This is a genomic window from Halomonas sp. GT (assembly GCF_002082565.1).
Taxonomy (GTDB): domain Bacteria; phylum Pseudomonadota; class Gammaproteobacteria; order Pseudomonadales; family Halomonadaceae; genus Vreelandella.
Genome location: NZ_CP020562.1, coordinates 502,836 through 515,632 on the forward strand (window position 1 = coordinate 502,836; position 12,797 = coordinate 515,632).

16 protein-coding genes are annotated in these 12,797 nt (G+C 54.0%); 8 read left to right on the forward strand and 8 right to left on the reverse strand.

Annotated features, from left to right (window positions below):
- Nucleotides 1-35 precede the first annotated feature (35 nt).
- Complete coding sequence (gene dut, locus B6A39_RS02385) at nucleotides 36-497, reverse strand: dUTP diphosphatase (protein ID WP_083000958.1); 462 nt, start codon at nucleotides 495-497, stop codon at nucleotides 36-38.
- Nucleotides 494-1,786 carry a bifunctional phosphopantothenoylcysteine decarboxylase/phosphopantothenate--cysteine ligase CoaBC gene (coaBC, locus tag B6A39_RS02390; protein WP_083007832.1) on the reverse strand — a complete coding sequence of 431 codons (1,293 nt, stop codon included), beginning with the start codon at nucleotides 1,784-1,786 and terminating at the stop codon, nucleotides 494-496. The genes dut and coaBC overlap by 4 nt, the downstream gene beginning before the upstream one ends.
- Nucleotides 1,787-1,939: 153 nt before the next feature.
- Between coaBC and radC the strand changes: the two genes are divergently transcribed.
- The 7 genes from radC to ald all read left to right on the forward strand — a co-directional run bounded on the left by radC (nucleotide 1,940) and on the right by ald (nucleotide 7,469).
- A complete protein-coding gene (gene radC / locus B6A39_RS02395) occupies nucleotides 1,940-2,614 on the forward strand; it encodes a RadC family protein (protein ID WP_083000960.1) in 675 nt (224 codons plus the stop codon).
- Nucleotides 2,615-2,864: 250 nt separating this feature from the next.
- A complete protein-coding gene (gene rpmB / locus B6A39_RS02400; protein WP_038481085.1) occupies nucleotides 2,865-3,101 on the forward strand; it encodes a 50S ribosomal protein L28 in 237 nt (78 codons plus the stop codon).
- Nucleotides 3,102-3,126: 25 nt separating this feature from the next.
- Nucleotides 3,127-3,282: a 50S ribosomal protein L33 gene (gene rpmG / locus B6A39_RS02405; protein WP_009098622.1), complete on the forward strand. Its 156-nt coding sequence runs from the start codon at nucleotides 3,127-3,129 to the stop codon at nucleotides 3,280-3,282.
- A 186-nt stretch (nucleotides 3,283-3,468) separates the two neighbouring features.
- The gene (gene mutM / locus B6A39_RS02410; RefSeq protein WP_083000962.1) at nucleotides 3,469-4,296 is read left to right on the forward strand and encodes a bifunctional DNA-formamidopyrimidine glycosylase/DNA-(apurinic or apyrimidinic site) lyase; all 828 of its coding nucleotides are present in this window, start codon (nucleotides 3,469-3,471) and stop codon (nucleotides 4,294-4,296) included.
- Nucleotides 4,297-4,377: 81 nt separating this feature from the next.
- Nucleotides 4,378-5,568, forward strand: a complete 1,191-nt coding sequence (locus B6A39_RS02415; RefSeq protein ID WP_083000964.1) for a class I SAM-dependent rRNA methyltransferase — start codon at nucleotides 4,378-4,380, stop codon at nucleotides 5,566-5,568.
- Nucleotides 5,569-5,641: 73 nt separating this feature from the next.
- A complete protein-coding gene (locus B6A39_RS02420; RefSeq protein WP_083000967.1) occupies nucleotides 5,642-6,076 on the forward strand; it encodes an acyl-CoA thioesterase in 435 nt (144 codons plus the stop codon).
- 277 nt (nucleotides 6,077-6,353) lie between these two features.
- Complete coding sequence (gene ald, locus B6A39_RS02425) at nucleotides 6,354-7,469, forward strand: alanine dehydrogenase (protein ID WP_083000969.1); 1,116 nt, start codon at nucleotides 6,354-6,356, stop codon at nucleotides 7,467-7,469.
- Between the two features lie 54 nt (nucleotides 7,470-7,523).
- Here ald and B6A39_RS02430 read toward each other — a convergent pair whose 3' ends face one another.
- Nucleotides 7,524-7,772, reverse strand: coding sequence for a SlyX family protein (locus B6A39_RS02430; RefSeq protein ID WP_038481102.1), 249 nt, complete (start codon nucleotides 7,770-7,772; stop codon nucleotides 7,524-7,526).
- Between the two features lie 110 nt (nucleotides 7,773-7,882).
- Between B6A39_RS02430 and B6A39_RS19120 the strand changes: the two genes are divergently transcribed.
- Nucleotides 7,883-8,425 (forward strand): cold-shock protein, encoded by a 543-nt coding sequence (locus tag B6A39_RS19120; protein ID WP_038481105.1) that lies wholly within the window; start codon nucleotides 7,883-7,885, stop codon nucleotides 8,423-8,425.
- An 84-nt stretch (nucleotides 8,426-8,509) separates the two neighbouring features.
- Here the strand turns inward: B6A39_RS19120 and B6A39_RS02440 are convergent, their stop codons facing one another.
- Genes B6A39_RS02440 through dapC form a run of 5 tightly spaced genes read right to left on the reverse strand, consistent with a single transcriptional unit; the run spans nucleotide 8,510 to nucleotide 12,711 of the window.
- A complete protein-coding gene (locus B6A39_RS02440) occupies nucleotides 8,510-8,899 on the reverse strand; it encodes a hypothetical protein (RefSeq protein ID WP_083000971.1) in 390 nt (129 codons plus the stop codon).
- A complete protein-coding gene (dapE, locus tag B6A39_RS02445) occupies nucleotides 8,896-10,068 on the reverse strand; it encodes a succinyl-diaminopimelate desuccinylase (protein WP_083000973.1) in 1,173 nt (390 codons plus the stop codon). Before dapE ends, B6A39_RS02440 begins: the two co-directional genes overlap by 4 nt.
- Nucleotides 10,055-11,080, reverse strand: a complete 1,026-nt coding sequence (gene dapD, locus B6A39_RS02450; protein ID WP_083000976.1) for a 2,3,4,5-tetrahydropyridine-2,6-dicarboxylate N-succinyltransferase — start codon at nucleotides 11,078-11,080, stop codon at nucleotides 10,055-10,057. The genes dapE and dapD overlap by 14 nt, the downstream gene beginning before the upstream one ends.
- Nucleotides 11,081-11,137: 57 nt before the next feature.
- Nucleotides 11,138-11,485, reverse strand: a complete 348-nt coding sequence (locus B6A39_RS02455) for a Spx/MgsR family RNA polymerase-binding regulatory protein (protein ID WP_083000979.1) — start codon at nucleotides 11,483-11,485, stop codon at nucleotides 11,138-11,140.
- A gap of 29 nt (nucleotides 11,486-11,514) precedes the next feature.
- Complete coding sequence (gene dapC / locus B6A39_RS02460; RefSeq protein WP_083000981.1) at nucleotides 11,515-12,711, reverse strand: succinyldiaminopimelate transaminase; 1,197 nt, start codon at nucleotides 12,709-12,711, stop codon at nucleotides 11,515-11,517.
- Nucleotides 12,712-12,797: the final 86 nt, after the last annotated feature.

Below are 12,797 nucleotides of genomic sequence, written 5' to 3' on the forward strand. Positions count from 1 at the left end.
GTCGCTCCTAGATATACGGTAAAACAGCGCTTGGCCTATTGGCTGCCTGTGCTGCCAAAACCACCGCTGCCGCGAGTGGAGTCTTCAAAGGCATTGACAATCGTAAGTTCCGCTTGCACGACGGGGACAACGACATACTGAGCGAGACGCTCAAAGGGCGATAACGTAAAGCTGCTTTGACCACGGTTCCACACGGATACCATCAGTTCGCCCTGATAATCAGAGTCGATTAGTCCGACGAGATTACCCAGCACGATACCGTGCTTATGACCTAGCCCGGAGCGAGGCAAAATCATACCTGCTAAACCAGGATCTTCTATGTAAATGGCAAGGCCTGTTCGCACCAGCTGGCAGTCACCAGGAGCAAGCACCAGTGGTTCGTCTAGCAGTGCTCGCAAATCCATCCCCGCTGAGCCTGTTGTCGCATAAGAGGGGAGATAGTCGTGCAGGCGTTCATCCAATACTTTGCACTGCAAGCGTGGGCGAGAACCGCTCATGATAATTCTCCGGAGGATTGAGAGGGTATTTGAGAAGGCAGAAGTGATAGTGCGTGACGAATAATTAGCGCGGCTAGCTGGGTTTTAGGCTGAGGTGGGGCTTCCAGTTGATTGGTTCCCGTCGCAGAGCGCCAAAGCAGCAGAGCGGCATTGTTGTCGCTGCCAAAACCGAGCCCCTGCTGAGAAACGTCGTTGGCTACGATCATATCTAGCCCTTTGCGGGTTAATTTGTCTTCCGCGTAGCGTGCGACATCCTGAGTCTCGGCGGCGAAGCCCACCACAAAAGGGCGTTGGTCAGTAGGTAGCGCGGAAACATCGGCAACAATGTCAGGATTCTTGACCAGCGTAAGCGTTAGCGTATCGCTGTCGTCGGTTTTTTTGATTTTGTGCTCGGCAGCACTGGCAGCGCGGTAGTCAGCGACCGCAGCACAGCCAATAAATAGGCCAGCATGAGGTGCTAGTGCTAACGCTTCGTGATGCATTTGTGCGGCGGTTTCCACATCAATCCGCTCAACGCCACTAGGGGTGGGTAGATTAACCGGGCCGCTTATCAGCGTCACCCGTGCTCCCTGGGCGGCAGCTTCAGCGGCAAGTGCGTAACCCATCTTCCCTGAGCTGTGATTGGATAGATAGCGCACAGGATCCAGCGCCTCGCGGGTAGGGCCCGCAGTAATAACTACGTGCGGCGCAGAGGTTGGCGCTGGTGACGTTTTAGCAGAAGTAAAATGCTGTGCTAGGAAATCAACAATAATGTCTGGTTCGCTCATTCGCCCAGGACCGACGTCGCCGCAAGCTTGGTCACCAGCCGCTGGCCCGATCATCTGCCAGCCATCGTTGACTAACTGAATCACGTTGCGTTGGGTTGCAGGGTGTCGCCACATGGCCTGATTCATGGCCGGTGCAATCAACTTGGGTGCTTCACAGGCTAGGCACAGAGTGGTTAGCAAGTCATCAGCCATGCCATGTATCAACCGTGCGATCAAATCAGCCGTTGCTGGGGCAATCAATACGGCATCTGCCCAGCGGGCTAGCTCAATATGACCCATTCCAGCCTCTGCTTCAGGATCAAGGAGTGAGGTGCGTACCGGCTCCCCTGAAAGTGCCTGAAGCGTTAACGGCGTGATAAACGCTTGAGCACCCTCGGTCATTACCACGCGAACCTCACAGCCGGCTTGCTTGAGTAACCGAACAATCAGCGCGCTTTTATAAGCCGCGATACCGGCGCTAACGCCAAGCAATAGGCGCTTTCCAGCAAGCGATGTTAACGGAGATGGCGATAATAAGGCCATGATGGGCAGTCCCATGTAGCGTTTGTTAAAGGTGAGTACCATACCATTTGGCGGGTTATTTTGGCATGCTCAAGCAGCAGTTGGAAAAGCCAGCTTGGGTGGGCGCAGTAGCAAGCGCGGACGGTGCTATTAGGGGTGGGCAAGGAGGCGGCGATGGGGATTAATCACTGGCCGGAAGGTGAGCGGCCACGCGAGAAGTTATTGAACATGGGGGTGCAGGCGCTTTCAGACGCTGAGTTACTTGCCATTTTTTTACGAGTAGGCGTTCAGGGGCGCTCTGCGGTGGATCTGGCACGGGATCTGTTGGCTAGTTTCGGTGGTTTGAGGCAGCTCTTGGAGGCGGATCAGGATCAGTTTTGTGCGGCTCGAGGGCTTGGTAGTGCGAAATTTGCTCAGCTGCAGGCGACCCTAGAGCTTTCCAGGCGCCATATGGCGAGTCAGCTTGCCCGTGGCAATGCGCTCACATCGCCAGCGCTTGTACGTCATTATTTAAGCTCCCAGCTTCGTCATCTGGGTCATGAAGAGTTTGCTGTGCTTTTTTTAGATACACAGCATCGAATTATTCGCTATGAATCCCTGTTTCGCGGTACCCTAGACAGCGCATCCGTTTACCCCCGCGAAGTAGCCAAGCGTGCGCTTGAATTACATGCTGGTGCTGTCATCCTGGCCCACAACCACCCATCGGGTGTTGCTGAGCCCAGCGATGCTGATCGACGTATTACTGAACGTCTAAAAGATGCCCTTGCACTCTTCGATGTGCGAGTGCTTGATCATTTCGTGGTGGGGGACGGTAACGTGGTTTCGTTTGCCGAGCGCGGTTGGCTATAGCAATTAATGAAAACGGTGCGACGACAAAATTTCGTCGTTTACCTAAGTAAATTGTCCAAAAGATGCCTTTTTTGGCATTTTGGGGCGTTTTTGCTTGCTGGTAGCCGGGTGCTCTGGTATAAAGTGCCACCTTTAAACTTGGGTTGAATAACGGATTTGGGTACAGCTAGGCGGTTAACTGCGTCGACTCCCTCCCTGCTCCGGTTTGCCCGACAGTTTTGAACAACTCGCCAAGCGGTTGGAGGCTCTCATGTCCAAAGTATGTCAGGTTACCGGCAAGCGTCCGGTAACTGGTAATAACGTTTCTCACTCCCAGCGTAAGACACGTCGTCGTTTCTTGCCGAACCTGCACACCCATCGTTTTTGGGTTGAATCTGAAAACCGCTTCGTCAAGCTGCGTGTTTCCTCTAAAGGAATGCGCATCATCGACAAGAAAGGTATCGAAACGGTTCTGGCTGATATCCGCAAACGCGGCGACGCCATCTAAGCTAGCATTTTGGGAGAGTTAAACCATGCGCGATAAGATCAAGCTGGTGTCTAGTGCCGGTACAGGCCACTTCTACACCACTGATAAGAACAAGCGGAATACACCGGATAAGTTCGAATTCAAGAAATACGACCCGGTTGTCCGTAAGCACGTTATCTACAAGGAAGCTAAGATCAAGTAATCGCGATTACAATGATCGGCTTTCACCGCAGGCGAGCGCCTGTTGAAAAACCCGGCCCTAAGCCGGGTTTTTGCATGCCCGGTATTTAGTTGCTTACTTTGTGGGTTGGCGGTACCTGTCCCTACGTTTCGGCACCGCTTAGGCGACAGAGTGGTTGTCACGGTGCTGTCATCATAGACTTTCATCATGCCCGAATTGCCTGAAGTTGAAACGACGCGACGCGGCATTGCCCCCTATTTAGAAGGGCAAGAGATCACCGAGGTGCTGGTGCGCCAGACTCGGTTACGTGTACCAGTGCCCGAGGATCTAGCCGAGCGGCTAGTAGGTGCCCGGGTTGGCGTATTAAAGCGTCGCGCTAAGTACCTACAAATTCCCGTGGCGACACTTGAAGGTGAGGCCACGTTATTGTGGCATCTGGGCATGTCGGGCAGCTTAAGGATTGCAAGCGTCGGCGATTTGCCTAAAAAGCACGACCATGTTGACGTGGTGACGGCCAAGGGACATGTGCTGCGCTACCATGACCCACGCCGCTTTGGTTTTGTTGACTGGCAGCAGGGCGATGGCAGCTTGGATAAGCGCCTTGCGCACCTTGGTCCTGAGCCGTTGGATGACGCGTTTAACGGTCGCTGGCTCTATAACGCATCGCGTAATAAACGCGTTGCGGTAAAGCCTTTTTTAATGGATAACCGCGTGGTGGTCGGTGCGGGTAATATTTATGCTGCCGAAGCACTATTTATGGCGGGCATTGACCCTCGACGTGCCGCTGGGAAAATTTCCTTGGCCCGTTACCAGCAGCTAGCCGCTGCGGTTAAAGAGGTGCTGGCGGCAGCGATTACCCAAGGTGGCACCACGCTGCGGGATTTTGTCAGTGGGCAGGGCGAACCAGGTTACTTTGCCCAGCAACTGAATGTATATGGGCGCCATGGACAGCCTTGCCTGCGCTGTGGTGTTGAGCTGCGTCGTATCACTCTAGGCCAGCGGGCCAGCGTGTTTTGCCCTGGTTGTCAGCGTTAGCGGCCGCTCTTTGATATTAACTGTTTTGCCTATGCTTCCAGAGTCTATGGACTTTGTAAGATTGCTCTTTTGGAGATTGTTGTGACTCAACGCCTGCGCCTGAATAAAAATGCCGATCGCCGCCTGAAAGCGGGTCATCTGTGGATTTACTCCAATGAAGTAGATATCAAAGAGACGCCGCTAAAAAACTTTGCGGCTGGTGAGCCTGCTTTAGTTGAGGCTTCCAATGGAAAAACTCTTGGCGTCGCTTACATTAATCCGCACTCGCTGATTTGTGGTCGGGTGATGTCTCGTGATCCAGAGATGCGTCTAGATCGCTCGTTATTCGTACACCGCTTCAACCAAGCGCTGGCGCTGCGTGAGCGCCTGTTCGATAAGCCATTTTACCGTTTGATTCACGGTGAAGGTGATCTGTTGCCGGGCTTGGTGATTGATCGTTTCGGTGATGTGTTGGTGGTGCAGTTGAATACCGCGGGAATGCAAGCGTTGGCGGAAGACATAGTCGATGCGCTGGAAAAAGTCGTTAAGCCAAGTGCCATTGTGTTTCGCAATGATACGGGTGGCCGTCGCCAGGAAGGTCTGGAGGCCCAGGTTGAAGTGGTCAAAGGCACACTTCCTGACGAGGTTCTGCTGGAAGAGAATGGTGTCACCTTTGCGGTGCCTGTGTTGAATGGTCAGAAGACAGGGTGGTTCTATGACCATCGCGTCAACCGCGCATGGCTGAACAGTCAAGTGGCGGGCAAGCGCGTGCTGGATGTGTTCAGTTACGTGGGCGGCTGGGGTGTTCAGGCGGCAGCCAGTGGTGCTTCGGAAGTACTGTGTGTCGATGCTTCTGCACCGGCGCTGGAGAAAGTGGCACGCAATGCTGAGCTAAATGGTGTGCAGGAGCAAGTAGCGGTAGCCGAAGGCGATGCCTTTGAAGCGTTAGCGGCACTGAAAGCCGACGGCGAACAGTTTGATGTGATCATTCTTGATCCGCCTGCGTTTATCAAAAAGCGCAAGGACATCCCTAATGGTGAGCGCGCTTACGCACGACTAAACCGTGAAGCGATGCGGCTATTGGGCCGCGATGGCTTGCTGTTGTCAGCCTCGTGTTCCATGCACCTCGCTCCTGAGCGTTTGGTGGATGTGGTTCGTGGTGCCGTTCGCCACCAAGACCGTCATGGCCAGGTGATTTTTCAAGGACATCAGGGCCCCGATCACCCCGTTCATCCGGCTATCCCGGAAACCTCGTATCTGAAGGCGCTGGGCGTGCGGGTATTCCGCGACTAGGCCAAAGACGCTGCTTGGCAAACATTTGCAAGGCAAGAAGTAGCATCAAGGAGTCACCGCAAGGAGTAGCGTTATGGAGTGGGCACTGCCAAACCCTTTTTTGATCGATCTTCAGGTGACGCCGGAGGCCATTGACGCTTACCGGCATGTCAATAACAGCGAGTATTTACGCTGGGTTGAGCAGATCAGTTGGGCCCACTCCGAAGCCTTGGGGCTATCCCTTGAGCGCTACCAGTCCCTTGACCGTGCCATGGTCGTCCATCGTCATGAGTTGGACTATCTGGCACCCGCCTTTGTCGATGATGAGTTGCAATTGGCGACGTGGATTGTTGCCTGCGATGGCCGTTTTAGTTTGACCCGCCGGTTCCAGCTTAAGCGCGTGGGGAGTGGCAAGACGTTGCTAAATGCCCGCACCAGGTTTGCCTGTGTGGCGCTTAGCAGCGGGCGGCCCACGCGGTTGCCTGATGAGTACCAGCGCATTTACGGTGGTGCGGTGGTGGCTGAATAGGTAGTGGCGAAATGCCGTCGATTTTCTCGCTGATTTTTGTTAAACGCTAGATTTTTCTCCCAAAAAACGCCTTGGCCGGCGTTTTTTTTGTTTTTCTTGCTTGGGGTGGTGGTTAGTGCCAGCTGTGCTGTAATTTGCTTAATAGCGCTTATTGATGGCCTGCCTCTAACGGCTAGGTAGTAAAGATAGATAGTAAAGATGAAGCTCTGACGATCTAGCAGTTGAGACTTAGCAGTTGAGATTTAGCACTAACAAACAATAGAGAAGGAAAACGCTAATGAAAATCGCCGTCCCCAAAGAGATCAAAAACCACGAGTATCGGGTGGCGCTCACTCCGACAGGTGCACGAGAGCTAGTCGGGCGTGGGCATTCGGTATGCGTGCAGGCCGCTGCAGGAGAGGGTGCCGGATTTAGCGACAGCGACTATGAAGCCGCAGGCGCCCAGGTGGAAGCTAATGTAGACACACTGTGGCAAAACGCCGAGCTGATTCTCAAAGTAAAAGAACCTCAGGCCGAAGAAGTGGCGCGTCTAACCGCCAATCAAACGCTGTTCACCTACTTGCACTTGGCCGCTGAGGAAAAATTAACCCAAGGGCTGATGGCCAGTGGTGCTACCTGCATTGCCTATGAAACCATTACCGATGCAAAAGGTGGGCTTCCACTACTTGCGCCGATGAGCACGGTCGCTGGACGCATGGCCGTCCAGGCAGGTGCGCATAGCCTGGAAAAAGCCCAGGGCGGCTCCGGCGTGCTATTGCCTGGTGTGCCAGGCGTTGCGCCGGGTAAAGTTACCGTGGTTGGCGGTGGTGTGGTTGGTGAAAACGCTGCCCGTATGGCGTTAGGGTTGGGGGCCGAGGTAACTATTCTGGATAAATCGATTGCTCGCTTAGAGGTGCTGGACGACCGTTATCAGGGGCGTATCAAAACGGTTTACTCAACGGCGGATGCTCTAGATCAGGCAGCTAAAGAGTCCGATATGATCATTGGTGCCGTACTTATTCCTGGTGCCGCTGCTCCTAAGTTAATTACCCGTGCCATGCTGGCCGATATGAAGCCTGGCAGTGTATTGGTCGACGTAGCTATCGATCAGGGCGGCTGCTTTGAAACCAGCAAGCCCACCACGCATGCCGAGCCAACTTATATCGTGGACGGCATCGTCCATTATTGCGTGGCGAATATGCCTGGTGCGGTAGCACGAACATCCACGTTGGGGCTTACCAATGCCACCCTGCCGTTTGTGCTAGCGCTAGCTGATAAAGGCTGGCAGCGGGCGCTCAAAGATGACCCGCACTTCTTGCCAGGGCTTAACGTCCATAATGGGCAAGTGACTTATCAGGCCGTTGCCGATGCTTTTGGACTCAATAGCATCGACCCAGCGAGCGCAGTGGCGTGATAATCGGTACGTCAATTAGTAGTAGTTGATACCACTAGTATTAGGGTGATGTTGCTAATAATGAGGGGGCACTTCGTCCTCTGGGCGAGTATCGCCTTGTGAGTCACCCGCTTGGAGCGCTTGATACTGCTCGCGCAAGCGGTCACGCATCAGCGTGCTCAGTTGCTCCAGCTTTTCTAATCGGCGCTCTTGCTGGGCAACCGCTTGGTCAAGAGTGTCTAGCCAATGCTCCTGGTAAGCCAGCCGACTCTCTAAAGATTCAAGAAGTTGAGTTAGCTCTGCAGGCGATAATTCGTTTGTCATGATAACATCGTCACCTTGTGTAGTATGCTCGGTACTGTTAGGAATGGGCCTAGTTGGCCGAGTATTGTCCTTCGTCTGTTACCCATACAACAAGAGAGCTTTTATCATCTATGAATCCAAAAGTTGTTTTTCGCTGTTTCTTCATCAGTGTTTTACTTGCCGCCCCCACGCCACTTCTTCTGGCGGGGATTGTTCATTTAACGAATGCACCGCTTGCTGAGCAATGGTTAGCCGAGCTCGCCATCAGCGGGGTGAGTGGTGTGTATATTGCCGCTGCTCTGGGATGTTTTATTGCGTTATTCATAGGCACTTTAGCCGCTGCTGCTCTGGCGCCGCCTATGGTAGTGAAAGCTGATGTTTCTCGAACTAAATCTGCGCCGCGTCAGCCTCAAGCGGTACCTGAAGTGGAAGATGATGAAGAGGAAGATATCATCGACCCCAATGATGGTCGTGAAGAGGGCGAAGTAAAGTGGTTTAACACCAATAAAGGTTACGGCTTTATTACCCGAGATAATGGTGAGGATGTGTTTGTTCACTTTCGTGCTATTCGTGGACGTGGCCCGCGTATGCTTGCTGAAGGGCAGATTGTTCGCTATCACGTGATTAAGAATGATCGTGGTCTTCAGGCGGATGATGTCAGCATTATTGAGTAGCTTTTATTAAATCGCTTTTATTGAATTGCGCTGGCACCGACAACTGCTGAAAAACAAGACCCCGCTATGCGGGGTCTTCTGCGTTTAACGGCCTGAGTCAGGCCATTCAATGGCGTTTTCCTGGCCCCCTGGTAATACCTGCCAGAAACGATCGGGATCATCGCCTGGGTGCCACCCACCTAGCGAACAGCGCACTTCGGTTTGCAGTGCCTCTGCGGCGTGCTGAGCGCACTCTTGGTCGGTGTGCCACGGAGTATGGTGGCTATCAAACCACAGGCTGGCAAAACCATCGGCCGCTTTGTCCACCAATAGTACGGGCACAACTTCACCTTGATGGTGTCCGCGAGTCTTCCATTTGCCTTTGCCTGCGGGGCTAAGAGGCGGTGCATCTAGTGCTTCACTTAACCATGTGTTGACGTCTTCTATCGCCACATGCGCCAAGTAAACTTCGATATCTGGGAACCGTTCCATCATGCGCTTACCTCGTCGTCCGTTAACAAGGCTTGAAGCGTTGCTTCGTAAATGCGGCTTAGGTCATCTAGGTCGCTGGCGCGCACGCGCTCATTCACTTTGTGAATGGTGTCGTTAAGCGGGCCGAGCTCGACCACTTGAGCGCCAAGTGTCGCGATGAAGCGACCATCTGAGGTGCCGCCGCTGGTCGAAAGCGCAGGTCGCTCGCCGGTAACGGCTTCTACCCCGCGAATGGCAGCATCGACTAATTCGCCTTCTGCGGTTAGAAATGGTTCGCCGTTGAGTGTCCAATCGATGTGGTACTCAAGGCCATGTTTATCCAAAATCGACTCGGTTCGGCTTCTTAGCATCTCATGGGTAACTTCCGTGGAATAACGGAAGTTAAAGACGACTTCTACTTCACCTGGAATGACGTTGGTTGCCCCGGTGCCCGCGCGAAAATTAGATACCTGGAAGCTGGTGGCTGGAAAAAAGTCATTGCCCGCGTCCCAGTGCTCGTTAACCAACGCATCCAGTGCGGGCATCGCTTGGTGAATAGGGTTGCGCGCAAGGTGTGGGTAGGCCACATGACCCTGAACCCCTTTGAGATGTAGAACGCCGCCCAATGACCCGCGGCGACCGTTTTTAATCATATCGCCCAGTCGTGAAGTTGACGAAGGTTCACCAACAATACAGTAGTCCAGGCGTTCGTTGCGTTCGCGTAAATGCTCAACCACTGCACGGGTGCCATCAACGGCAGGGCCTTCCTCATCGGATGTGATTAAAAACGCTATCCGGCCATCGTGCTCCGGATGGGTCGTAACAAAGCGCTCAACAGCAGTGAGCATCGCCGCTAGGCTGCCCTTCATGTCTGCTGCGCCTCGCCCACAGAGCATGCCGTGCTCATCAATGCATGGCTCAAACGGTGGGAATTCCCAGTTCGTATGGGGCCCACTGGGTACGACGTCGGTGTGGCCAGCAAAGGCTAACACGGGGCCATGATGGCCTCTTATTGCCCAGAAATTTTTGACATCGCCAAACGGCAGTTGCTCGATATGAAAACCGAGCGCCGTTAAGCGCTCGATCATAAGGTCCTGGCAGCCTTCGTCATCCGGCGTTACCGACGCCCGGCTTAGTAGCTCAAACGCGAGCTGCAGTGTGGGCGACAGCGTTTCAGGCTCAGTTATGGGCATGCAGTGCCTCGTTCAGCGCAATGGCGCTTTTATTGGTCAGGCACTCAATACGACCGTTTTGCGAATTGCGGCGCAGTAATAAGTCATCCTGGCCTGCTAGTTCGCGTGCTGCCACGGTGTTAACTTCCTGATTCTGATCGTCGAGCAGGGTAACTTTCGAACCTGCGGTAATATACAAGCCCGCTTCTACGGTGCAGCGGTCACCTAGTGGAATACCGATGCCAGCATTGGCACCGATCAGGCAGCCTTCGCCTACCTTGATGATGATGTTGCCGCCGCCAGAAAGCGTTCCCATGGTAGAGCAGCCGCCACCCAGGTCAGAGCCTTTACCGACCATAACGCCTGCAGAAATGCGCCCTTCGATCATGCCGGGGCCTTCAGTACCTGCGTTGAAGTTGACGAAGCCTTCATGCATTACCGTGGTGCCTTCACCTAGGTAAGCGCCCAGGCGCACGCGAGCAGTGTCGCCAATGCGGATGCCCGTGGGCACCACGTAATCGGTCATTTTGGGGAATTTATCAACGCAGTCGACTGATAGCGCTCGACCCGCTAAGCGCGCTTTCAGGCGGCGGGCGGGCAGCTCTTCGATATCAATCGCGCCTTCGTTGGTCCAGGCAATATTGCGCAGCAGGCCAAACATACCCGTCAGATCCAAGCCATGAGGCTTCACTAAACGGTGAGAGAGCAGGTGCAGCTTTAAGTAGACTTCAGGAGCGGTTTGTGGTGCCTGATCGCTTTCTAAAAACATCGCGACCAGAGGGCGATGGCTGGTGGCGAGTGATTCGGCGAGGGCTGCCTGCTCAGAGTGGCCGGCAGCTTCTAACGCTTTGGCTAGGCGCGTGCAATCTTCAGGCAGGAAACTGATCGCCGTATTTCCAGTGGGGGCGTCTAGCGCCTCTTTGGCTGCGGCTACCAAGCTGTCTGCAGGATTAAACAGTGGTGCTGGGTAGTAGATTTCTAGCCAGTCGCCCTGGGTGTTTTGGGTGCCGATTCCAAGCGCGAAGCTCAGCATAACGCGTCTTCCTTTAAAGTTTTAAATAATAATCAGTTGTTAGGGTTCAGTGGCGTATTAGCCGCTGAGAGAGTCGTAATCGCCGTCGCGGTAGCCCACTAAAATAGTATCGTTATCAACTTCTAACAGTGGCCTTTTGAGCAACGTGGGCTGTTCAAGTAATAGCCTGCGGGCAGACGTAGCATCCAAGCTGTCTTTTTCTTCCTGGGGTAAGTCGCGCCATGTTTTGCTGCGCTTATTAAGCGCCTCTAATAGCGGTACGCGCTCAAGAATGTGCTCAAGTAGGCCAGCTGAAAGACCATCTTTACGCAGGTCATGGGTCTTGAAAGGAATACCTTTTTCTTCAAGTGCGTTGCGTGCTTTGCGGCAGGTGTCGCATGTGTTGATGATATAGAGTGTCAGCATACAACCTCCTTAAATAAGTCTACGGTGTCTTAGCCGCGCTCAAGCAGTTGACGAAGTCGCTCAGCTGCTTCAAGTGTGGGCGCAAGTTCCGCCACTAATGCTAAACGTAGTCGACCCGAGCCGGGGTTACGGCCATTTTCTCCTGGGCGGCCCATAAGGCTGCCAGGTAAGACGCTGACGTGTTGCTCGCTAAATAGCCGCTGGGTAAAGGCGATGTCATCACCATCGGGCACTGCTGGCCAGAGGTAAAAGCTCGCTTCTGGCGTGGGGAAGCTCATTACCGGGGCCAGAACGTTGGTGACAGCGTTAAATTTTTCGCGGTAAGCGTCCCGGTTGGCGCGAACGTGGGTTTCATCCTGCCAAGCGGCGATAGAGGCATGCTGAAGCGGCAGCGACATTGCACAGCCGTGATACGTACGGTAGCGCTTAAACGGCGCCAGAATATTCGCGTCACCCGCCACAAAGCCAGAGCGTAACCCTGGCAAGTTAGAGCGTTTAGATAGCGAGTGAAATACTACGCAGCGTTGGTAGTCGTCGCGTCCAAGCTCTGCGCAGGCTTGTAGCAGGCCGGGAGGCGGCGTGCTTTCATCCAGATATAGCTCTGAGTAGCACTCATCGGAGGCGATGATAAAGTCGTGCTCATCAGCCAGTGCGATGAGCTCCTTGAATTCAGAAAGTGGCGTGACGGCCCCTGTGGGGTTGCCAGGTGAGCAAATGAATACCATTTGTACATCGCGCCAGGTTGCCGCGCTCACGGCCGAAAAATCAGGGCGAAAATCGTTGTCAGCCGTGCAATCCAAATAGAGCGGCTCGCCACCTGCCAGTAGTGTGGCCCCTTCATAAATTTGGTAGAAGGGATTGGGGACAGCCACCTTGGCGGGGCGATGACGATCCAACGCGGCTTGTACAAATGCAAAAATTGCTTCGCGGGTGCCGTTAACGGGGAGTACTTGCTGTTCGGCATCTAGCCCGGCAAGCGAAAAACGTTGGGTTGCCCAGCGGGCAATTGTTTCGCGTAGGGCGGGTAGGCCGATGGTTGCTGGGTAGCGAGCCATCTCTAATTGGTGGGTAACCAGCGCCTCTAACGCCCCTGCGTAAGGGGCGTGTTGAGGTTCCCCAATAGTGAGGGGAATATGTGCAAGCCCCACCGGTGGCACAAGCGCTGCCTTTAGGGCGGCTAGCTTTTCAAACGGATAGGGGTGCAGAAGGTTTAGATCAGGATTCATGGCATGTCCGTTGATAGCCTAAAGGCGGTGCTGGATGTCTGTAAAAACGGCCAACTAAACCGCCGATTATAGGCAACCCCTGGTGC